This is a genomic window from Burkholderia sp. 22PA0106, from assembly GCF_047497155.1.
Taxonomy (GTDB): Bacteria; Pseudomonadota; Gammaproteobacteria; order Burkholderiales; family Burkholderiaceae; genus Burkholderia.
Window position 1 is genome coordinate 688,557 of record NZ_CP163163.1, and the last position, 20,293, is coordinate 708,849.

The following is a 20,293-nucleotide window of genomic DNA, read 5'->3' on the forward strand; positions in this document are numbered from 1 at the left end:
GGCTGGCCGGAAGGACGACGGATGGCGCAAGCCCGTACGCTTCCCTGCGCTGGCATTATCCAGATCAGGTTCAAAGGGTATTTCTCACCCGCGAAGCGCGAAATCCCGAACGCCGGACCGCGCAACGCAGGACCCCCGCGTTAGCAGGCCGAACGATACACCTGGACGGCCGAGGTTTCAACCGGTCGGGATACCGATTGCCTCCGTGGCAGGCCATCGAGGCAGGCCCCTGGCCGCTGGCAGCCGCAAATGGCCGGAAAACGCCGGGGGCGATTCGGCGCCGGCGGTGCGGCGTTGGCGGTGGGCGTCGTGGGTTGGCGCTGTCTGGCGCTGTCGTTTGGCGGCTGATTCCGGTCGTTTGACGGCAACTGCCGGGCGGCTGTGTCGCGCCGAAACGTCAGCGCCGCGCATTTCCTGATTGACCCCGAATTTCGTTCGTGGCGTTCATGCATAATGCTTTCGACGCGCTGCCGGTCGCAGCGCTCCCGCGCTGCCGGGCCAGTTCGACTTCCTTCGGTTCCGTTCTCGACGACATGCCGTCCCGCCTGTTTTTCCCTGCCGCTCCGGCTCATTGCCGGCCGCGTGCGCACGCTCGTTCCCTTCGTTCCGATCGTTTTGCGGCGCCGCTCGCCGAGGCCCCGGCCGCGCCGTCGGTGCCGCCCGCGTCCGGCGCGCCTCGACCTTGTTTCGCGTCGTCGTCCGTCGCCTCGTCGTCCGCGCCGATCGCCACGTCCGCGTCGAGCTGAACCATGACCCCGTTCGATCGACTGCTCGCCCTCGCGGGGCGTATCCGCTTCCGTCTGCCCGAAAGCCGCGGCGGGCGCGTCGCGCTGGCTCTCGCGTTCATCTATTTCGTGTGGGGTTCCACGTATCTGGCGCTCCATATCGCGCTGGAGGCGTTCCCGCCGTTGCTGCTGTCGGGGATGCGCAACGGCATCGCCGGCATCGGCCTGTTCGTGTTCGCGATGCGCCGCAAGCCGGCGATGCCGTCGCTGATCGAGGTTCGCAACGCGGCGATCGTCGGCACCATGCTGGTGGCCGCGTCGTCGGGGCTGATCGCGCTCGGCATGCGCACCGTCAGCAGCGGCTCGGCGGCCGTGATGGTGGCCACCGTGCCGCTGTTCGCCACCGTGATCGCCGCGATCGCCGGGCGTGCGGTCGCGCGCGGCGAGTGGGTGGCCGTCGGGCTCGGCATGGTCGGCATCGTGATCCTCAATTCGGGCGGCCCGTCCACGCCGGGCTCGACGCTCGGCAGCATCTCGGTGCTGTGCGGCGGGCTGTTCTGGGCGGGCGGCGTGCATTTGTCGAGCCGGCTCAAGCTGCCGTCGGACCTGTTCCTCTCGACCGCGCTGCAGATCGGGCTGGGCGGGCTGGCGTCGTCGACCGCGGCGTTCTTCCTCGGCGAGCGCAGCGTGCATTTCGCCGCGCTGCCGACGCTCGCGTTCCTGTACCTGATGATCTTCGGCACGATGATCGCGTATGTGGCGTACGGCTACCTGATCCGCAACACCAGCCCGGTGCTGGCGAGCAGTTGCATGTACGTGAATCCGATCGTCGCCGTGGCGCTCGGCGCGCTGCTGCTCGGCGAGCCGGTGACGACCGCCACGGTGATCGCCACGCTGGCGATTCTCGGCAGCGTGGGCTTGTCGTTCGTCTGCGATCCGGCGCGCAAGCCGGCGCGGTGAGGTGAGGGGGCTGCCGGCCGGTGGGGCGGTGGCGTGCGTGCGGGGAGCCGTGCGTGACCGGGGGCGGGCGCAGGGCGTGTTGCGCCGCCAGCGCAGATAGTGTCCGCAGCGCTCTATCCGAACCGCTTGCGCCCGTGGTATCCGCAGTGCTTCATCCGAACCGCTTGCGCCCGTGGTGTCCGCAGCGCTCTATCCGAACCGCTTGCGCCCGTGGTGTCCGCAGCGCTTCATCCGAACCGCTTGCGCCCATGGTGTCCGCAGCGCTCCATCTGCACCGCTCGCGTCCGTCATGCCCGCGTCGCTCTATCCGCGCCTCAATCCGTATGCCGCGCGCCGCGATGATGTATCGCGCCGGCCAGCACCGCGAACGCCAGCCCGACCGCGCACACGCCGCTCCAGCCGGCCAGGTGCCATGCCTCCACGCCGGCCGACGAGCCGAGCGCCCCGCCGATGAAGTAGCAGACCATGTAGACCGTGTTGACGCGGCTGCGCGCCTCGGGCTTCAGCGCGTAGATGCGCGATTGGTTCGAGATCTGCGCGGCCTGCACGCCCACGTCGAGCACGATCACGCCGATCACCAGGCCGATCAGGCTGCTCGCCGACACGGCAAAGATCCCGAACGACACCGCCACCAGCCAGATCGACAGCGTGATGACCGCGCGCGGCCCGCGCCGATCGGCCGACTTGCCCGCATAGGGCGCGGCCAGCGCGCCCGCCGCGCCGACGATGCCGAACAGGCCCGCGATCTGCGGCCCGTAGTGGAACGGCGCGCCGGCCAGCAGCAGCGTGAGCGCGGGCCAGAACGCGCTGAACGCGCCGAACATCGCCGCGCCGGTGGCTGCCGCGTAGCGCAGCCCGCGCAGCTCCACGGCCAGATGCCAGAGCGAGGCCAGCAACTGCGGATAGCGCAGCGTCGAGGTGGGCGTGCTGCGCGGCAGGCGCAGCAGCACCGCCACGGCCACCGCCATCAAGGCCACCACCGACGCCACGAACACCGCGCGCCAGCCCAGGTATTCGCCGATGAAGCCGGCCGCCGTGCGCGCCAGCAGGATCCCCATCAGCAGCCCGCTCATCACGGTGCCGACCGCCGCGCCGCGCTCGGCCGGCGGCGCGATCTCGGCCGCGAACGGCACGGCCTGCTGGGCGATGGTGCCGAGCACGCCGATCGCCAGGCTGGCCGCGGCCAGCACCGGCAGCGCGGGTGCCGCGGCGGCCACCAGCAGCGCGACCGACAGGCCCGCGATCTGCAGCAGGATCAGCTTGCGGCGGTCGAAGCGGTCGCCGAGCGGTGCGAGCAGCAGCATGCCGGCCGCGTAGCCGAGCTGGGTGGCGGTCGGCACCACGCCGATCCAGTTGGCGTCGGCGGGGAACGCGTTGCGCAGCGCGCCGAGCAGCGGCTGGTTGTAGTAGATGTTGGCGACCGATACGCCCGCGATGGTCGCGAGCAGGAGCAGCAGGCCGCGCGAGTAGTGGCGGTGGGCGTCGGACGGCGAAGCGGCGGAGCGGGACGAGCTGGACATGGCGAGAGCGGATCGAAGCGTGGCGGCGCCGGGGCGATGAGACGCCGTGCGCGCAAAGCATGCATGCGCGCCGGCCCGGCCGGCAAAGGCTGCCGATCATACCGGAGCGGCATGAACTCTGCCGACGCGGCGATTTGGCTGCGCGGTGGCGTTGCGCGCCTTCCGGACCGGCGCCTTCCGGACCGGCGCCTTCCGGCGCCGCGCTGCAACGCGCCGAGACGCCGAGACGCCGAGACGCCGAAACGCCGAAACGCCGAAACGCCGAGACGCCGAGACGCCGAAGCCCCCCACGCGTCAGTCGATCAGCGCCCCCGCCGCGTCGTAGAACGGGTGCGGCCCATCACTCTCCTCGACATAGACATGATGGGTAACCAGCCCCTCGGCCGGATCGTAGCGATGCACGGCAAAGGCCGGCGGCTCGATCGCGAACGCGGCCGCGGCGTCGCGGCGCAGGTCGAACGCCACCTGATGGGCCGGCGCGGGCACCGTCGACGCGATGGTGCCGCCGAAGCGCGCGAACAGCGTGCGATGCACGTGCCCGCACAACACACGCTCGACGTTGGCGTGGCGACGCAGCAGCGCGTCGAGGCGGCGCGACGCGTCGGGGTCGAGCCGTTGGCGATCCATGTGATCGATGCCCGAGGCGAACGGCGGATGATGCAGCGCGACGATCACCGGGCGCCGCGCGGCCGCGTCGAGTTCGTCGGCGAGCCAGCCGAGCCGCGCCGGGCACAGCGTGCCGCCGCTCACGCCGGGCGTCTGCGAATCGAGCGCGATCAGGCGCAGCGGGCCGAGATCGAGCGCGTACTGCACGAATTCACCGCCCTGCAGTTCGGCGCGCTCGTCGAACACGCGCCGCAGCGCGCCGCGTTCGTCGTGATTGCCGATCAGCAGGTAATACGGAATTTCGAGCGGCGCGAGCAGCCGTTTGAGGTGCTGGTATTCCTCGTCGTGACCGAAATCGGTCAGGTCGCCGGTGATGAGCACGGCGTCGGGGCGCGGTGCGAGCGCGTTCAGGCGCGCGATGGTGCGCGCGAGGCTGGCCGCGGTATCGACGCGACGGTAGGCGAGCGCGCCCGGGCGCTTGATGTGCAGGTCGCTGATCTGGGCGAGCAGCATGGTGGGTCCTGGGGTGTGGCGAAGTGGAATCAGGGGAGTGCGATCAGGCCTTCGGCGGCGATCGTCAGGCCGACGGCCGTGCCGCGCGCGAGCGCGATGCGCCCGGGCACGTCGATCACGAGCGCGTCGGGCGCGGCGTGTTCGATGGTCAGCCGGGTGCGTTCGCCGAGAAACGCGCAGGCCGCCACCATCCCGCGCAGATGCGTGGCGGGATCGTCGGGATCGGACAGTCGAGCGTCTTCTGGGCGGAAAAACAGTTCGGCCGCCGGGCGAACGCCGGGCACCGCGCCGCCGGCCGTGTGCAGCGCGCCGTCGCGCCAAACGCCCGCGAGCCGGTTCAGCGTGCCGATGAACTGCGCGACCGTGCGGTTGGCCGGCTGGTAGTAGATCTCGCGCGGCGTGCCGATCTGCTCGATGCGGCCCGCGCCCATCACCACGATGCGGTCGCCCAGCTCCATCGCCTCGGCCTGATCGTGCGTCACGTAGACGGTCGTCACGCCCAGCTCGCGCAGCAACGCGTTCATGTCGCGGCGCAGCGTGTCGCGCAGCTTCGCGTCGAGCGCCGTCAGGGGCTCGTCAAGCAGCAGCACGCGCGGACGCACCGCCAGTGCGCGGGCCAGCGCGACGCGCTGGCGCTGGCCGCCCGACAGCTCGGTCACCGGCTTTTCGGCGTGCGCGGTCAGTTGCATCATCGCCAGCAACTCGTCGACGCGCACGCGCAGCGTGGCCGAATCGGTGCGGCGGATCTTCAGGCCGTAGCCGACGTTGCCGCGCACCGACAGGTTCGGGAACAGCGCGTAGTTCTGGAACACCATGCCCACCTGGCGGCGCTCGATCGGCAGCGCGGTCACGTCCTCGTCGCCGAACGCGATCGTGCCGCCCGCGTCGGGCGTGTCGAGGCCGGCGATCAGGCGCAGCGTGGTGGTCTTGCCGCAACCGGACGGGCCGAGCAGCACCACGGTCTCGCCCGCGCCGATCGCCAGGTCGAGCGGTTCGAGCACGCGCGTGGCGCGGAAGGTCTTGGCGCAGCGCGTCAGCGTGACGGGGATCGAATCGAGCTTCATCGGCGGGCAGGGCAGGGGAGCATGGGTTGCATTCAGGCGGACGGCTCGCGCGCGGCCTCGGCGGGCGATCGGGCCGATGCGCTCGACGCGTCGCCCACGCGCGTGCCGGTCGCATCGACGCCGAGCCATTGCATCGCCACCAGCAGCGGCAGCGTCATCAGCAGGAACAGGATCGTGTAGGCGCTGCCGACCTCGATGCGCAACGACGCGTAGGTATCGGCCAGCCCGACCGGCAGCGTCTTGGTGTCGGGCGTGTGCAGCATCCAGGTCAGGTTGAATTCGCCGATCGACAGCGTCAGCACGGCCAGCGCGCCGGCCACGATGCCGGGGCGCAGGTTCGGCAGCACGATGGTCGCGAAGCGCGTCGGGAACGATGCGCCGAGGCTGGCCGCGCCTTCCTCCAGCGTGCGCAGGTCGGCGCGCGCGGCCACCGCCGCCACGGCGCGCACCATGAACGGCAGCGTGAACACCACGTGCCCGGCGACGATGAACCACAGGCTGGTGCGGAACGCCGTGAAGCCGCCGTACACGCCCAGCAGCGCCAGCGCCGACGCCAGCCCCGGCAGCGCGACCGGCAGCACCAGCGCTTCCTCGACCAGCCGCGCCGCGCGATGGCGGCTGCGCGCCAGCGCGTAGGCGGCCGGCACGCCGGTGGCGAGCGTGACGGCCAGCGTGGCCGCCGCCACTTCGAGCGAGAGGAACACCGAGTCGTGATACTGCGTCCACACCTGGCCGAGCCAGCGCAGCGTGAGGCCGCTCGAGGGGCCGCGCAAATAATTGACGGTCAACCCGGCCAGCACCGACATCGCCACCGGCACCAGCAGGAACGCGCACAGCGCGAGCGTGACGGCCCATTGCGCACCGGCCGCTACGGCACGGCCCGACGGCAGATGCGGCAGATGCGGCAGACGCGGCAGCCGCCGTCCGAGACGTGCCGCCGAATGTTGCGTGGGTCGCGGCGCGTTCATGCCGCCGCCGCCGTCTGGCCGGTCAGGCTGCGCGCCACGGCCAGCACCGCCCACGTCACCAGGCCGAGCACGATCGACAGGCCCGCCGCCGTCGCCACGTTCGCGTTCAGCGTGAACTCGGTGTAGATCGTCATCGGCAGCACGTCGAGCTCGGTGGCCAGCGTGAACGCCGTGCCGAACGCGCCCATCGAGGTGGCGAAGCAGATCGCGCCCGAGGCGATCAGGCCCGGCGCGAGCGCCGGCAGCACGATGTCGATGAACACGCGCCACGGCGACGCGCCGAGCGAGCGCGCCGCTTCCTCCAGCGACGGATCGAGCTTCGAGGCCGCCGCGATCACCGTGACGATCACGCGCGGAATCGAGAAATACAGGTAGCCGACGAACAGGCCCGCCACCGAATAGGCGAACACCCACCGGTCGCCGGTCAGCCTGGCCGACAGCACGCCGATCAGGCCTTGCCGCCCGGCCAGCATGATCACCATGAAGCCCACCACCACGCCCGGAAACGCCAGCGGGAAGGTCAGCAGCGCGACCAGCAGGCGCTTGCCGGCGAAGCGGCGGCGCGCGAGCAGCAGGCCCGACGCGGTGGCCAGCGCCAGCGTCAGCGCCGTGACCGCAGCCGACAGCGCGACCGTCGAGGCCAGGCTCGTCATGTAGCGCGCGTCGCCGAGCAGCGCCAGGTAGGTGGCCACCAGATCGTCGCCGGCCGACACGCGCGCGAGCACCGCCATCGGCAGCAGCCAGAACGCCGCGAACACCGCGAGCGCCGGGGCGACCAGCGCGATGCGCCAGCCAGCGGGGAACGTGAGATCGCGCATCGTGTGGCCTCGCTCCGCCCGCTTACCGCAGCGCCTGCAGGTACTGCTGGCCGAACGCCTGCTGGCCCGCCGCCAGCTTGTTCAGATCGACCTTTTTCGCGCGTGCGTAGTCGCTCGCCGGCAGGAATTTCGCGGCGGCCGCCGCGCTGATCGTCTGCGCGCGCACCGGGCGCACGTAGGCGTCGGCCCATTGCTTCTGGCCGTCGTCGGACAGCACGAAATCGAGCACCTTCCGGGCGTTCGCCGCGTGCGGCGCGTTCTTCACCAGGCTCATCACGTAGGGCACCGTGATCGTGCCTTCGGCCGGGATCACGAACGCCACGTTGGCGCGGTCCTTGTATTCGGCGCGATAGGCGTCGAAATCGTAGTCGATCAGGATCGGGATCTCGCCCGACAGCACGCGCGCATAGGACGTCTGCTTCGGCACGATCGGCCGGTTCGCCTTGAGCTTGCGGAACCAGTCGAGCGCGGGCGCGAAGTTGTCGAACGAGCCGCCGAGCGCCTGATTGACCGCCACCGCGCCCACGTAGCCGACGAACGCGCTGGACGGATCGAGATAGCCGACCATCCCCTTGTACTCGGGCTTGAGCAGGTCGGCCCACGAGCGCGGCACCGGCCGGCCGTCGAGCGCGTCCTTGTTGACGAAGAAGCCGAGCGTGCCCGAATGGATCGCGAACCAGTAGCCTTGCGGATCTTTCATGTCGGCGGGGATCTGATCCCAGTGCGCCGGCTTGTACGGCTCGACCAGGCCCCGGGCCTTGGCCTGCATCGCGGCCGACACGCCGAGGTACACCACGTCCGCCACCGGGCTTTTCTGTTCCGCGAGCAGTTGTGCGAGCGCCTGGCCCGAGTTCTTGTTGTCGGCCGGCACGCGAATGCCCGTCTTCTGCCGGATCACCGCGATCTGCGCCGCCCAGTCGGCCCATTCGGGCGGGCAGTTGTAGCAGATCGCGGTGTCGTCGTCGCGCGCGGCGGCCGGTGTGATCGCAGCCAGCGAACCGAGCGCGGCCAGGGCCGCCAGCGCGCAAGCGGCGCGGCGCAGCGCGGTCGACAGCGCGCGCGGGAAGCGTGGGCGAAACATCAAGCAAGTCTCCTGACGGGGGCGAGGGCGTCGGTATGCCGGGCGACATGCGCTGCCGGGAATGGGGCAGCGGGCGGTACGTGCCGCGCGCTCGATGCGTGGCGCTGGCGGGCGCCGCCGTGTGCCGGGACCGATCCGATCGGTATGGATACCGAAGCGAAACGGCGGCGCGAATCGGGCAGGCGAGGCAGGGGGAACATGGCGCTGCGGCCTCAGGCGTCCGGCGCGGCGCCGAGCTTGCCGACGTTGGCGCCGGCGTTCGCTTCGGCGTTCGTTTCGGCGTTCGTTTCGGCGGCGCGGCGCGGCAATCGCGCCGCCGGCGTGCCGGGCAGCGTGGCGATCGAGCCGCCGTCGCGCAGCGTGTGCGGCAGCGTGAGCGCCGGCTTCTCGTGGGTATTGCCGGCCAGCCGTTCGGCCAGCCGCCGCCAGGCCGAGCGCCCGATCTCGCGGTTCGGCGAGGCGACGCTCGCCAGCGACGGCGCGAGCAGTTCGCCGATCGCCAGGCCGTCGAAGCCGAGCACCGAGAAATCGTCGGGCACGCTGAAATTCGCGCCGCGCAGGCCGCGCATGACCACCATCGCGAGCAGGTCGTTGCTGCAGAAAATCGCGGTCGGGCGCGTGGCTTCCGAGGTCAGGTGCGCGAGCACCGCGTCGGGCAGGACCGGCGCGTTGAAATCCACCTCGAGCACCGGCAGCGGCGTCAGGCCGTGATCGGCGAGCGCCTGCGTGTAGCCGAGGTGGCGCTGCTTGGCGCGATCCGACGCCGACAGCGAGCCGGCCAGCATCAGCACGCGGCGATGGCCGCGCGCGATCAGCCGGCTCACGCCGTCGTAGGCCGCGAGCCGGTTGTCCACCGCCACCGACGGGCGGTGCGGCGTGTCGTTGTGCATCAGCACGTAGAGCTGGCCATCCGCGTCGAGCGCATCGAGCAGCGGGTGGGCGTGTGCGTCCGCGACCGTCAGGATCAGCCCTTCGACGCGCTGCGAGCGCAGCGTTTCGATCGCATGCCGTTCGCGCGCCGTGTCATACTCCGTGCTCATCACGATCAGCTTGAAGCCGGCCTGCGAGGCGAGTTCGTCCAGCCCTTGCAGGCACTCCGCGAACACCGGGTTCGCGAGCGTCGGCAACATCACCCCCACCAACTGCGTGCGTTCGCTGCGCAACTGGCGGCCAAGCGGGTTCGGGCGGAATTGCAGCGTGTCGATCGCTGCCCGGATGGTCGCCAGCGTGCCGGGGCTGACGGTGTGCGGCGCATTGATCGCGCGGGACACCGTCGCGATCGAAAAACCGGACAGGGCTGCCACATCCTTGATGGTCGAAGTCATGGAATCTCGCGGATGTAAACGTTTACATTTCAATTATCGGCAGCGATTGTGACGCTTCCGTGACGGTTGGCCGATCCTTGCGCGCTGTTGTTTTTGCGCTGCGGCATGGATGGCGGCAGAGCGCTGCGAAGTCGTGCCGGACCAGTGGTAGAATGCGGACCGCCCTTTCAGCCGGGGTGATGAAATTGGTAGACATAGCGGACTTAAATGATTGAGTGCCCGGTCGGAAACGGCTGGTGCAGAACCCCTCAAATTCGGTGAAACCCCTGGCGCGCAACGGTGTGCCGAGGCAACGCCGAGCCAAGCCCGATTGTCGCGTGCGCGACGCTCGGGAAGGTGTAGAGACTAGACGGGGGGCGCCTAAGGTCACGCGTGCGGGTTACGCGCGCAGACGACGGCGAAGGCATAGTCCAGCGCACGAACGGCCGCGTCAAGCGTAGCCGGCTTTGAAAGAAGCAGTGTGACGAAAATCCGCCGCCTTTATTGGCTTGCCGGTTCGAGTCCGGTCCCCGGCACCAGATCGCAGTTCGATGTGCGTCGATGAAGTTCAGAAACCCGTGAAAGCGTCAGGCTTCACGGGTTTTTTTATTCCGGCGACATCCAGTCCCGTCCGTGCAAATCCGGGGGCATCAGGGGGCACTTCCGGGGGAACATCGTTCGTCTACCTATGCCCCCGTCGTAAAATGCCCCCATAGGGCTGGAAGGTGCTTTATGCCGTTGACAGACATCGCTATCCGCAAGGCGGCCCCGCGCGAGAAGTCGTATCGCCTCGCTGACAGTGGAGGGATGTATTTGGAGATTTCTCCTGCGGGCGGAAAGTACTGGCGGCTGAAGTATCGATTTGCGCAGAAAGAAAAGCGGCTCGCGTTGGGCGTGTATCCCGATGTGTCACTGGCGGCGGCGCGTGAAAAAAGGGATGAGGCCCGAAAGAAGCTCGCCGCAGGCGTGGACCCAGGGGAGGCCAAAAAGGCGGACAAGCGCGCGGCGGTATTAGCGGCTTCTAACTCGTTCGAATCCGTCGCTCGAGGCTACATGAACGAGCGTAAGCCGTATGTCACTGAGGGCTCATGGGCCAAAACGATGTCTCGTTTCGAGAAGGACGTCTTCCCCTGGATCGGTAAGCGGCCGATATCTGAGCTCACTCCCCCCGAGATCTTGCAGGTCCTGAAACGAATTGATAGCCGAGGTGCACGGTTTACTGCTCATCGTGTTCGAGGGGAGATTGGGCGTGCATGTCGGTATGGGATCAAGGAAGGGTATTGCACGACCGACCCGGCTCGTGATCTTGTTGGCGCAATTCCGCCAGCACAGACGACCCACTTTGCGTCTATCACTGAACCGCGCAAGGTGGCGGATATGCTACGAGCGTTTGATGGCTTCTCAGGCACATTCCCTGTCCTGTGTGCGCTCAAGCTTGCTCCCCTGCTATTCACTCGACCTGGCGAGTTGCGCAAGGCTGAGTGGGCGCAGTTCGATCTGGACAAGGGCGAGTGGCGATATCTCGTCACGAAGACCAAGACGGAGCATCTGGTCCCGTTGGCTCGCCAAGCTGTTCAGATTTTGCAAGAGCTTCGCGCGCTCACAGGTCATAGTCGATATGTGTTTCCGGGTGCGCGATCGGCCTCGCGCCCAATGAGCGATGCTGCCGTGAATGCGGCGTTGCGGAGGTTAGGCTATGACACACGAACCGAAATCACCGGACACGGTTTTCGCGCGATGGCGCGAACAATTCTTCATGAAGAATTGGAGCAAAAGCCAGAGGTAATCGAGCATCAGCTAGCGCACTCCGTTCCCGATAACCTTGGCAAAGCGTACAACCGAACGAAATTCATCAAGGAGCGAAGAGCAATGATGCAGAAGTGGGCTGATTATTTGGAAAAAATCAAGGCAGATACCGGTGCGCAAACCAAATGACTTGATGTTGAAGTATTAGTGCCTCGAAGTTATCCCATTTTGGAATGGAGAGGTGCAGACCTAACGAGGCGTGGTTGACATGATAGAAAAGAAGCCAGCATTTTTATTGGAAGCGGAAAGGAAGTTAAAAAGCATTGGAGATTTTATAAAGAAATTTGGTGGGGGGAAGTTAAAATTCACTGTTGAAGTGTATAGAAATGAAAAAGACGAGCCACTTGTTGTAGTAATGGAGGCCTCGCGACATAAAAGTGGCGAATTTAATATACGGCATAAACCAATAAAACGTATCGGCCCTCTTGATTCAAATGTCGATCTGTTGGAAAAGTTAAAACTATTGAAGCGTCCGTCCAAGCTTACATTTCACAAAATTCTCTCGACGAAGATTGGCTAGACTGGATCGATAGCCTAAGAAAGGTCATGAAATCCGGTTGTTCAACTGAATACCTAGAGTACCGAAGTCCAATTTCCATGCGTGCCATCATGTCGTACGGATATGACGCGCATTTCTTTGCACCGATCATGGCGATGGCCCATGTCATTGAGGGAACCGAGGCCTTGGAGCGGAATGACTTGGAACAGGCATCTCACAGCGTTGATCGCGGTGTCTATTGGTCGTCTGACGAGATGTTCATTCCTGAGCCGGCGAAGCGTTTCTCCGCGCGTGCGGGTACGGGTGGGAGCGGCAAAGCCGCACGGTATGAACCTGTAATAAACAAGGTCGCTGAGCTTCTAAATGAATTTCGGTCGGAGATGCCGAACTCTCAAAGTCGGATCATTAATGCCATTGCGAACAAGCTAACGAGGGAGCATGCCGAACTCGTTGAAAGTTGCGGTCTCACAACAGGAAATCTCGAGAAGACGATCAGGGGCTGGTTGAAAAAGATGCCCGAGCGATTTGGAAATCTAATCGAGCCAAAAAAGTAGATCGCCCGGATCTCGTGCCGTATAACCCCTCATATGAGGGGATTTTTATGTCTTGGCGTTGATCCTGTAACCCAGGACGCAGCGTCACGCTAGAGCGTGTTATGCACTTTCAAAAATACTGGACAGCGCGAGCGAGCATCAACGAGACAAAGACGACGAAGTGCAAGCCAGCCAGGGTTTCGGGCAGACGCTCGTAATCACGCGCCAGCCTGCGAAAGCGATTGAGCCAGCCGAAGCTGCGTTCGACCACCCAGCGTCGTGGCAAAAGCACGAAGCCTTTCTTCGCCTCGGGTAGCTTGACGACCTGCAACTCGATGCCTTCGGCGCTCGCGGCGGCCGCCGCATCCTTGCCGGTGTAGCCTTGGTCCGCGGAAGCGAGTTTCACCGTTTTGCCCGTCGCTTGCTGGACTTGTTGCGCTAGTTCCTGAACCTGAGCGCGCTCTTGCTCGTCGGCCAGTGTGATGTAGACGGCTAACAGATGTCCCAATGTGTCGACAGCGATATGCGTTTTGCTGCCACGCTTGCGTTAGTAGCCGTCGTATCCTGCGCGCGGACCGCTCTCGCATGTGGATTGAAGCGTGTGCCCGTCGAGAATGACGGCGCTGGGCTGGCCCTCACGCGCTTGCGCCACGCGAATGATCGAGCGCAAATCGTCGGTCATCACTTCAAAACACCCGGCGCGAAGCCATCGCCATGTAGAAAGGGGCCGTCTAGGGGGATTGATGGACGGCTTTCGGTTGCGGATTCAACCCGTTGATGCAACACAAACGCTCAACTTCGATTTCCCGTATAGCGGGGGCGCCACTGCGACACTGAAGTTACGAAAGCACCCCCGATTCGGAACGGACGTTATCTTGTCCGTGAGTAAAGGCCAATTCGTATGCCAAGTCGATAGCTGCAGCGTGTTGGTCCGATTCGATGACAAACAGCCGCAGCGCTTTACCGCGACTCAACCAGCAGACTATAGCTCTACGACTCTTTTTATCTCCCCCGCACGCTCCTTCATTGCGAGCACGCGCAAGGCAAATCGTATAGTCGTAGAAGCAGCCTTCTATCAGGAAGGTAATCGCCCAATGATCTTTCCAGTCGAAGAACTGAACTGGAAGAACTGAAACAGACGACGTATGACCAACCGAAAGAAGACATGGGCGCGCGGACGAGTACCAGGCCCATTTTAATTGTCGGTCGGTGCGACCGCTTCATCGCTGCCGTTCCGAACGTACCGAGTGACGGTCAGTAGATTGCGTACACTTTCCGTACCGGCTCGATGATGTCCCACCGCCCGGTCCATCCAGGCGGCAAGATAACGAAATTACCCGCGCCAATTTCGACCACCTCGCCCGATGCGTGGTCTGTCAGGTTGGCACGCCCTGAGACGATGTACGTGAATTCGGTGTCGGTCCGATCAGGGACGGTAGCAAATGGGCGCCGAGGAGAAGAGCGACGTCGATCGCAATCCATGCTGCGCGCTCGGACGTTCCAGCGCCGCGCTCGACGCCCGCGATGACCGACACGGCAGCGGATGTGCCTGAGGCGAGTAGCGCGACGCACGAAGCGAGAATTCGAATGGAGATCGCTGAGGTCTGGTTGGATGCCTGCGAAGCAGGGTAAGTCGGAATAGTCATGTCGGGCCTCTCTCGCGGTTGACACCCGCGCCCCGTCGCCAAACGGGGTGTGCGGGCCAACAGAGCAGGGTTGGCGAACCGGCAGAAAGGCACCGCAAACCGGCGGACGCGAACGTCCCCCCGCGCTGAAGCCCGCCCGTGGTAGGCGTACGACGACATCGACATGACAAACGCCGCTAACGCGGCTACGCGCGGTTCCTGAACAGGTTGAGGTTGCCTCGCAAATTCGGACAACAGGATAAGTGGATCGGCCGAGACCGGAGCCGGAGTTAATGCAGGCAAAGGAACCGAGGATATTGGAGTTGACTCCGTACAGCGGACACGCCATCACACTAAGGATTTCTGAACCCATCGAGCGCCGGAACTCGCGAGGCGAACGGTATTTCAGCGCGCTATGGGGATGCTTCTCGTTGTAATGCTCGAACGCGATGGCCAGGTTGCGTGCAGCAGTCACTGCGTCCGGCTTTGGCATGAAGGCGACGTAGTCGCGCTTCATTGTCTTCACGAAGCTCTCGGCCATTCCGTAGCTTTGTGGGCTGCACGCCGGCGTGGTCAATGGCTTCAGGCCGATGGTCACCGCGAACTGGCGCATATCGTCGGTCGCGTAGCCTGAACCGTTGTCGCTCAGCTACTCGATTTCAGACGGCGTATGCAGCGCATTCCCAAACCGATTTTCCACTGCGACCAGCATCACGTCAGGCACGATGTCGCCGCCGTGGCCTGCAGTGGTTGCTGCCCAACTCATCGCTTCAAGGTCACAGCAATCGAGCGCGAACGTCACGCGCAGTGGCTCGCCGTTGTCGCAGCGGAACTCGAAGCCGTCCGAGCATCATCGCTGATTGCTACGTGCGACGGCGACCTTGCCGTCGTGTCGACGTTGAGGACGAGGTGAAATCGCTCGACGCTGCATCAGCAAGCCTGCAGGCTCGATCTTCCTCCTATGCGAGCATCGACAGCATCGAACATACCGCGCCGGATACGACATCCGGCCGCCAGGCCGCCGCCACCTTGAGTTCGAGATGCTCGGACTTGTCGGACAGATCCCGGTATACCACGCCCGGATGCGGGCTGCTGCGCACTTGCGCCGGCAGCAACGCGACGCCGAGCCCAGTGGCCACGAGGCTGACCATGCTCGACATCTGCCACGCTTCCAGCACGATCCGCGGGCTGAATCCCGCCTTTTCGCAGGCGAGCAGAAATTTCGCGTGCAGGCTCGGGATCTTGTCGGCGGGGAAGATCATGAAGGCATCGTCGGCCAGATCCTTGAGCCGCAAGGTTTTCGCGTTCGCGAGCCGATGATCCTGCGGCAGCACCGCGATGAACCGCTCGGTTGCGATGGTGCGCATGGCCATGTCGGCCGCGTTGTTGAGCGGCAGCCGGACGATGCCGAGATCGATTTTCTGGGCGCGAAGGCTCTCGATCTGCTCGGTCGAGGTCAGCTCGCGCAGATCGATGTGGATCGACGGAAACCGCACGCGGAAATCGCGCAGGATGCGCGGCAACAGCGCGTAACTCACGGATCCGACGAAACCCACCGTCAACGTGCCGGTCACCCCTTGATCGGCGCGCCGCGCCGCATCGATCGCCCGCTGCCCGCGCGCCAGCAGCTCGCGAGCCTCCTCGAGAACCACCGCCCCCGCCGGCGTCAGCGCGACGAAGTGCTTGTTCCGGCTCAGCAGCGGCACGCCGACCAGTTCCTCCAGATTCTTGATGGCCTGGCTGAGCGGCGGCTGCGCCATATGCAGCCGGATCGCGGCCTTTCCGAAGTGCAATTCCTCCGCAACCGCGACGAACTGGACGAGCAAGCGAGGAGGAATCATGGTGAGACGTTTTGCATATCAAAGTGTCAAGTTTATATATTGGACGAGTTTCACGGCTTGATCCACTCTTGCGGCTGATACGAATGACGATAGCGCGGGAGACGAGATGGCAGGACTTTTTTTCGAAGAGTTCGAGGTTGGCAGGACGTTCGAGCACGGATGGTCGAGAACCGTCACGGAATCGGACAACATGCTATTTAGCTGCCTGACGCTGAACGTCCAGCCGCTGCACATCGACGCCGAATTCGCGTCGAAGACGGAGTTCGGCAAGCCGCTGGTCAACAGCCTGTTCACGCTGGGCTTGCTCATCGGCATCACCGTCAACGACACGACCCTGGGAACGACGGTGGCCAACCTCGGTTTGCGCGAGGTGACGTTTCCCGCACCCGTGTTCCACGGCGACACGGTGCGCGCCCGCACGACCGTGCGCGCCGTTCGGCCGAGCCAGTCGCGCCCGAACGCAGGCCTGGTCGAGTTCGAACACGTCGCCACGAAACAGACAGGCGAGATCGTCTGCACCTGTACGCGAACGGCCGTGATGCTTCGGCGGGTGGCATGATTCGCTCGCTGCTGTTCGTGCCGGCCGACAGCCCGCGCAAGCTGGAGAAGTCGCTTGGCAGCGCGGCGGATGCGCTGATCTTCGATCTCGAGGATGCGGTCGCGCCGGGCAACAAGGCCGAAGCGAGAGCGTGTCTCGCGGCGTTTCTCGCCGAGACGCGCCACGCCGTCGGCAAGCGCGTCTTCGTGCGCGTCAACGACCTGACGACCGGCCTGACGCTGGATGATCTGGCCGCGACGATGCCGTTTCGCCCCGATGGCTACGTGCTGCCCAAAAGCCGCGGCGGCGACGACGTGCGAACGCTGGCGCTGTATCTGGATGCGTTCGAGAAAGCCTGCCCGGGCGCATCGGGCACGACCGAAATCATCGCGATCGCTACCGAAACCGCCACGTCGGTATTCGGCCTGAATAGCTATCGGAACGCGTCGCCGCGCTTGTCCGGCCTGATGTGGGGCGCGGAGGATCTGTCGGCCGACCTGGGCGCGCGGACCGCGCATGTCGATGGGCAATGGCTGCCCGCGTTCGAGCTCGCCCGTTCGATGTGCCTGTTCGCCGCCGCCCACGCGGGCGTGACAGCGATCGACACCGTGCCCACGGAAATCCGCAACGCCGATGCGTTGCGCGCGGAATCGGAGCGCGCGCGGCGCGACGGCTTTACTGCGAAAGCGGCGATTCATCCGGCACAGCTTACCGTGATCAACGCGGCGTTTTCGCCGTCGGCGGAAGAACAGGCGTGGGCCACGCGGGTGTTGGACGCGTTCCAGTCCGGCGACGGCGTGGCCACGCTCGACGGCCGCATGCTCGACCGCCCCCATCTCAAGCTCGCGACGCGCATCCTGGCTGCGAGCGCCATGCAAGGAGTCTCGCCATGACCGACAAACGATACTTTGTTCGACTGAACGATATCGAGGGATATCACCCCGCCAACCACGTCGGCACGCTGAACCGGCGCCTGATCGGCCCCGAAACGGTCGGCGCGAAACAGCTCGAAATGCTGCACGGAACGATCGAGAAAGATAAGGGCGCCTTGCCGCATGCGCATCCGGGCATCGAGCAGGTCTGCTATGTGCTCGAAGGCCGCGCGATCGCCGAAGTCGACGGCCAGCGCGCTGAACTCGGCCCCGGCGATTGCTGCTACTTTCCGGCCGATGCGATGCACGTGTTCACGGTCGTCAGCGACGAGCCCGCGAAAATCCTCGTGATCTATTCGCCGCCCTACGAAGAAAATCCGGCGCGCGTGATCCGTCCGGCAAGCGCCTGATCGCCTGGCGCACCGCACCTCGATACGACGCCGGCCTCGCCGCTTGCTGCTCGATATAAAAAGCACTGGAAGGAGACACCATGCTTGCGTTGACTGGCGTCATAGCCGTACTCACGCTGTTCACCCTGATTCTGACGAAACGGATGTCGCCGCTCGCCGCGCTGATCACCGTGCCGATCGTGGCCGCGCTCGTCAGCGGGTTCGGTTTTCAGACCGCGAAGTTCGTCGTGAAAGGCGTCGAGAGCGTGTCCTCGGTGGTCGGCATGTTCGTGTTCGCGATCGTGTTCTTCGGGATCGTTACCGACGCCGGCATGCTCGATCCCATCATCACGCGGATTCTGCGCATGATGCGCGGGCGGCCCACGCACATCCTGATGGGCACGGCGCTGCTCGCGCTGCTGATCCATCTCGACGGCTCCGGCGCGGTGTGCTTTCTGATCACGATTCCCGCAATGCTGCCCGTGTACGAACGCATGAAGATGGACAAGCGGCTGCTGACCTGCATGGCCGCGCTGGCGGCCGGCGTCAACTTTCTGCCTTGGACGGGCGTGATGATCCGGGCGTCGGTGGCGCTGCATATCCCCGCCACCGAGATTTTCCAGCCGATCATCGCGGTGCAGGGCGTCGGCCTGATCTTCGTGTTCGTCACCGCGTATCTGCTCGGGAAACGGGAAGAGCGCCGGCTCGGGCTGGTGTTCGACGGCACGGCGTTCGAGATGCCGAAGCGCGAGCTGACCGACGAGGAACGGGCGCTGCGCCGCCCGGCGATGTTCTGGCCGAACCTGCTGCTGACCGTCGCCGTCATGGCCGTGATGATCAGCGGCAAGGTGGAGCCGGTCGTGATGTTCATGATCGGCACCGTCGTCGCGCTGTTCCTGAACTATCCGGACGTCGACGAGCAGCGCCGCCGCATCGACGCCCACGCGAAAGCGGCGCTGATGATGGCGAGCGTGTTGCTGGCCGCCGGCGCGTTCACGGGCATCATGACCGGCACCGGCATGCTCAAGGCGATGGCGAACGCCGCGGTGCAGTTCATTCCGGCCGGCCACGCGGGGCACATTCCGTTCGCGATGGGCCTGATCTCGATGCCGCTCAGCCTGATCTTCGACCCCGATTCGTTTTACTTCGGGATCCTGCCGGTCATCGCCGACGCCGCGCAGCAACTGGGCGTGGCGCCGATCCAGGTCGCGCAGGCCGCGTTGCTCGGGCAGATGACCACCGGCTTTCCCGTCAGCCCGCTGACGCCGGCCACGTTCCTGCTGGTCGGGCTCGCGGGCATCGAGCTGTCGGAGCATCAAAAATTCGCCATTCCGTTTCTGTTCGCGGCCACGGTGGTGATGACGCTCGCCTGCGTCGTGCTTGGCGTGTTTCCGCTCTAGAACGGTGTCCCAGGAACGAAGGAAACAACATGAAGACAATGTTTGACGATGAAGGGCCGCGCGCGACCGGGCCGCTTGCCGGGGTTCGCATAGTGGACATGACGTCGGTGGGGATGGGCCCGTACGCCACGCAGATCCTCGGCGACATGGGCGCGACGGTCGTCAAGGTTGAATCGCCCGAAGGCGACGTGTTTCGCCATACTGCACCCGCGCGCCATCCCGCGATGGGCGCGGCGTTCCTCAATCTGAACCGGAACAAGCGCGTGATCCGGCTCGACCTGAAGGCGGAAGCCGATCTGGCGACGCTCAAGGCGCTGATCGGCGCCGCCGACGTGTTCGTGTCGAACGTGCGCCCGAAATCCTTGCGGCAGCTCGGCCTCGACCATGCGTCGCTGCAGCAGGCGAACCCGCGGCTGATCTATTGCGGTGCCTACGGTTATTCGGAGGTAGGGCCTTACGCCGGCCGGCCCGCGTTCGACGACATCATCCAGGCGCAATGCGGATTGGCGGCGTTTCAGGGCGCCAACCATCACGACACGCCGCAATACGTGAACACGATCATTGCGGACAAGGTCGCGGGGCTCACGATCGCCTACGCGATTCCGATGGCGCTGTACGAACGCGAGCGTTCGGGGGCGGGGCAGGCGATCGAGGTGCCGATGTTCGAGACGCTCGTGTCGTTCGTCGCGGTCGAGCAACTGGCCGGGAAGACGTTCGTTCCGTCGGTGGGTGATTCGGGCTATGCGCGCGTGATGTCGCCGCATCGCCGCCCGTACCGGACGCTCGACGGCTACATCGCGCTGCTTCCTTACACCACCGCGCAGTGGCAACGGTTCTTCACGCTGGCCGGGCAGCCGGAACTGGCGGACGAGCCGAAGTTCTCGAATGCCGTCAAGCGAAGCGAAAACATCGATGTGTTGTACGCGGCTCTCGCCGACATCGTCGCGACACGGACTACGGCGGAATGGCTGGCCTTGCTCGAGAAGGTGGACGTTCCGCATGCCGAGATCGCAAAATTCGACGATCTGATTGATGACGTTCATCTGAACGCGACCGGGATGATCTACGAATACGAGCATCCAACGGAAGGGCGACTGCGCGGAATCGGCATTCCCACGCGGTTCTCGCGGACGCCGGGGAACATACGGAGTGCCGCTGAACCGTTGCACGCCGAGAACGACGCGGACTTGTAGACCAGTTTTAGGCACAAAACCATACACTGAAGGAGGCT

19 protein-coding genes, 2 pseudogenes and 1 riboswitch are annotated in these 20,293 nt (G+C 65.3%); of the genes and pseudogenes, 9 read left to right on the forward strand and 12 right to left on the reverse strand.

Annotated elements, in window-relative coordinates:
* Positions 1–23: 23 nt before the first annotated feature.
* Positions 24–147: riboswitch (TPP riboswitch) on the reverse strand.
* Between the two features lie 421 nt (positions 148–568).
* Entirely contained in the window at positions 569–751 is a 183-nt protein-coding gene (locus AB4850_RS17990) for a hypothetical protein (protein WP_414444369.1), read from the reverse strand.
* Between AB4850_RS17990 and AB4850_RS17995 the strand changes: the two genes are divergently transcribed.
* Positions 750–1,685: an EamA family transporter gene (locus AB4850_RS17995; protein ID WP_414444370.1), complete on the forward strand. Its 936-nt coding sequence runs from the start codon at positions 750–752 to the stop codon at positions 1,683–1,685. The two genes, AB4850_RS17990 and AB4850_RS17995, sit on opposite strands and share 2 nt — an antisense overlap.
* Before the next feature lie 314 nt (positions 1,686–1,999).
* On the opposite strand, the gene AB4850_RS18000 is transcribed toward AB4850_RS17995, so the two are convergent.
* From AB4850_RS18000 to AB4850_RS18030, 7 genes are all read right to left on the reverse strand, one after another.
* A complete protein-coding gene (locus AB4850_RS18000) occupies positions 2,000–3,205 on the reverse strand; it encodes an MFS transporter (RefSeq protein WP_414444371.1) in 1,206 nt (401 codons plus the stop codon).
* Between the two features lie 294 nt (positions 3,206–3,499).
* Positions 3,500–4,324 (reverse strand): phosphodiesterase, encoded by an 825-nt coding sequence (locus AB4850_RS18005; protein WP_414444372.1) that lies wholly within the window; start codon positions 4,322–4,324, stop codon positions 3,500–3,502.
* Between the two features lie 29 nt (positions 4,325–4,353).
* Complete coding sequence (locus AB4850_RS18010) at positions 4,354–5,388, reverse strand: ABC transporter ATP-binding protein (protein WP_414444373.1); 1,035 nt, start codon at positions 5,386–5,388, stop codon at positions 4,354–4,356.
* A 32-nt stretch (positions 5,389–5,420) separates the two neighbouring features.
* Positions 5,421–6,356, reverse strand: coding sequence for an ABC transporter permease (locus AB4850_RS18015; RefSeq protein WP_414444374.1), 936 nt, complete (start codon positions 6,354–6,356; stop codon positions 5,421–5,423).
* Positions 6,353–7,174 (reverse strand): ABC transporter permease, encoded by an 822-nt coding sequence (locus AB4850_RS18020; RefSeq protein ID WP_414444375.1) that lies wholly within the window; start codon positions 7,172–7,174, stop codon positions 6,353–6,355. The genes AB4850_RS18015 and AB4850_RS18020 overlap by 4 nt, the downstream gene beginning before the upstream one ends.
* A gap of 22 nt (positions 7,175–7,196) precedes the next feature.
* Positions 7,197–8,255: an ABC transporter substrate-binding protein gene (locus AB4850_RS18025; protein WP_414444376.1), complete on the reverse strand. Its 1,059-nt coding sequence runs from the start codon at positions 8,253–8,255 to the stop codon at positions 7,197–7,199.
* A 212-nt stretch (positions 8,256–8,467) separates the two neighbouring features.
* A complete protein-coding gene (locus AB4850_RS18030) occupies positions 8,468–9,580 on the reverse strand; it encodes a substrate-binding domain-containing protein (protein WP_414444377.1) in 1,113 nt (370 codons plus the stop codon).
* Positions 9,581–10,291: 711 nt separating this feature from the next.
* On the opposite strand from AB4850_RS18030, the gene AB4850_RS18035 reads away from it, so the two are divergent.
* The 3 genes from AB4850_RS18035 (at position 10,292) to AB4850_RS18045 (ending at position 12,418) form a co-directional block, all read left to right on the forward strand.
* The gene (locus tag AB4850_RS18035; protein WP_414444378.1) at positions 10,292–11,494 is read left to right on the forward strand and encodes a tyrosine-type recombinase/integrase; all 1,203 of its coding nucleotides are present in this window, start codon (positions 10,292–10,294) and stop codon (positions 11,492–11,494) included.
* 79 nt (positions 11,495–11,573) lie between these two features.
* Entirely contained in the window at positions 11,574–11,885 is a 312-nt protein-coding gene (locus tag AB4850_RS18040; protein ID WP_414444379.1) for a hypothetical protein, read from the forward strand.
* 77 nt (positions 11,886–11,962) lie between these two features.
* A complete protein-coding gene (locus AB4850_RS18045) occupies positions 11,963–12,418 on the forward strand; it encodes a hypothetical protein (protein ID WP_414444380.1) in 456 nt (151 codons plus the stop codon).
* Between the two features lie 109 nt (positions 12,419–12,527).
* Here AB4850_RS18045 and AB4850_RS18050 read toward each other — a convergent pair.
* The 4 genes and pseudogenes from AB4850_RS18050 to AB4850_RS18065 all read right to left on the reverse strand — a co-directional run.
* Positions 12,528–13,109 (reverse strand): annotated as a pseudogene (locus AB4850_RS18050) (IS5 family transposase); the annotation flags it as partial.
* Positions 13,110–13,651: 542 nt separating this feature from the next.
* On the reverse strand, positions 13,652–14,395 hold the full coding sequence (locus AB4850_RS18055) for a cupin domain-containing protein (protein WP_414445542.1): 744 nt from the start codon (positions 14,393–14,395) through the stop codon (positions 13,652–13,654).
* A pseudogene (locus AB4850_RS18060) lies at positions 14,384–14,965 on the reverse strand (integrase core domain-containing protein); the annotation flags it as partial. The gene AB4850_RS18055 and the pseudogene AB4850_RS18060, both read right to left, overlap by 12 nt.
* Before the next feature lie 16 nt (positions 14,966–14,981).
* A complete protein-coding gene (locus AB4850_RS18065) occupies positions 14,982–15,863 on the reverse strand; it encodes a LysR family transcriptional regulator (RefSeq protein ID WP_414444381.1) in 882 nt (293 codons plus the stop codon).
* A gap of 106 nt (positions 15,864–15,969) precedes the next feature.
* On the opposite strand from AB4850_RS18065, the gene AB4850_RS18070 reads away from it, so the two are divergent.
* The 5 genes from AB4850_RS18070 (at position 15,970) to AB4850_RS18090 (ending at position 20,255) form a co-directional block, all read left to right on the forward strand.
* Positions 15,970–16,422 (forward strand): MaoC family dehydratase, encoded by a 453-nt coding sequence (locus AB4850_RS18070; protein WP_414444382.1) that lies wholly within the window; start codon positions 15,970–15,972, stop codon positions 16,420–16,422.
* Entirely contained in the window at positions 16,419–17,294 is an 876-nt protein-coding gene (locus AB4850_RS18075) for an HpcH/HpaI aldolase/citrate lyase family protein (protein WP_414444383.1), read from the forward strand. Before AB4850_RS18070 ends, AB4850_RS18075 begins: the two co-directional genes overlap by 4 nt.
* Positions 17,291–17,683: a cupin domain-containing protein gene (locus AB4850_RS18080; RefSeq protein ID WP_414444384.1), complete on the forward strand. Its 393-nt coding sequence runs from the start codon at positions 17,291–17,293 to the stop codon at positions 17,681–17,683. The genes AB4850_RS18075 and AB4850_RS18080 overlap by 4 nt, the downstream gene beginning before the upstream one ends.
* 80 nt (positions 17,684–17,763) lie before the next feature.
* Entirely contained in the window at positions 17,764–19,062 is a 1,299-nt protein-coding gene (locus AB4850_RS18085) for a CitMHS family transporter (RefSeq protein WP_414444385.1), read from the forward strand.
* A gap of 29 nt (positions 19,063–19,091) precedes the next feature.
* The gene (locus AB4850_RS18090; RefSeq protein ID WP_414444386.1) at positions 19,092–20,255 is read left to right on the forward strand and encodes a CaiB/BaiF CoA transferase family protein; all 1,164 of its coding nucleotides are present in this window, start codon (positions 19,092–19,094) and stop codon (positions 20,253–20,255) included.
* Positions 20,256–20,293: the final 38 nt, after the last annotated feature.

Bases quoted from the DNA above. Each gene is read 5' to 3' on its own strand.
- AB4850_RS18010 (WP_414444373.1), bottom strand. From the start codon at position 5,388: ATGAAGCTCGATTCGATCCCCGTCACGCTGACGCGCTGCGCCAAGACC.
- AB4850_RS17990 (WP_414444369.1), bottom strand. From the start codon at position 751: ATGGTTCAGCTCGACGCGGACGTGGCGATCGGCGCGGACGACGAGGCG.
- AB4850_RS18080 (WP_414444384.1), top strand. From the start codon at position 17,291: ATGACCGACAAACGATACTTTGTTCGACTGAACGATATCGAGGGATAT.
- AB4850_RS18045 (WP_414444380.1), top strand. From the start codon at position 11,963: ATGCGTGCCATCATGTCGTACGGATATGACGCGCATTTCTTTGCACCG.
- AB4850_RS18005 (WP_414444372.1), bottom strand. From the start codon at position 4,324: ATGCTGCTCGCCCAGATCAGCGACCTGCACATCAAGCGCCCGGGCGCG.
- AB4850_RS18070 (WP_414444382.1), top strand. From the start codon at position 15,970: ATGGCAGGACTTTTTTTCGAAGAGTTCGAGGTTGGCAGGACGTTCGAG.
- AB4850_RS18000 (WP_414444371.1), bottom strand. From the start codon at position 3,205: ATGTCCAGCTCGTCCCGCTCCGCCGCTTCGCCGTCCGACGCCCACCGC.
- AB4850_RS18065 (WP_414444381.1), bottom strand. From the start codon at position 15,863: ATGATTCCTCCTCGCTTGCTCGTCCAGTTCGTCGCGGTTGCGGAGGAA.
- AB4850_RS18040 (WP_414444379.1), top strand. From the start codon at position 11,574: ATGATAGAAAAGAAGCCAGCATTTTTATTGGAAGCGGAAAGGAAGTTA.
- AB4850_RS18035 (WP_414444378.1), top strand. From the start codon at position 10,292: ATGCCGTTGACAGACATCGCTATCCGCAAGGCGGCCCCGCGCGAGAAG.
- AB4850_RS18015 (WP_414444374.1), bottom strand. From the start codon at position 6,356: ATGAACGCGCCGCGACCCACGCAACATTCGGCGGCACGTCTCGGACGG.
- AB4850_RS18075 (WP_414444383.1), top strand. From the start codon at position 16,419: ATGATTCGCTCGCTGCTGTTCGTGCCGGCCGACAGCCCGCGCAAGCTG.
- AB4850_RS18025 (WP_414444376.1), bottom strand. From the start codon at position 8,255: ATGTTTCGCCCACGCTTCCCGCGCGCGCTGTCGACCGCGCTGCGCCGC.
- AB4850_RS18020 (WP_414444375.1), bottom strand. From the start codon at position 7,174: ATGCGCGATCTCACGTTCCCCGCTGGCTGGCGCATCGCGCTGGTCGCC.
- AB4850_RS17995 (WP_414444370.1), top strand. From the start codon at position 750: ATGACCCCGTTCGATCGACTGCTCGCCCTCGCGGGGCGTATCCGCTTC.
- AB4850_RS18090 (WP_414444386.1), top strand. From the start codon at position 19,092: ATGAAGACAATGTTTGACGATGAAGGGCCGCGCGCGACCGGGCCGCTT.
- AB4850_RS18030 (WP_414444377.1), bottom strand. From the start codon at position 9,580: ATGACTTCGACCATCAAGGATGTGGCAGCCCTGTCCGGTTTTTCGATC.
- AB4850_RS18085 (WP_414444385.1), top strand. From the start codon at position 17,764: ATGCTTGCGTTGACTGGCGTCATAGCCGTACTCACGCTGTTCACCCTG.
- AB4850_RS18055 (WP_414445542.1), bottom strand. From the start codon at position 14,395: ATGGGTTCAGAAATCCTTAGTGTGATGGCGTGTCCGCTGTACGGAGTC.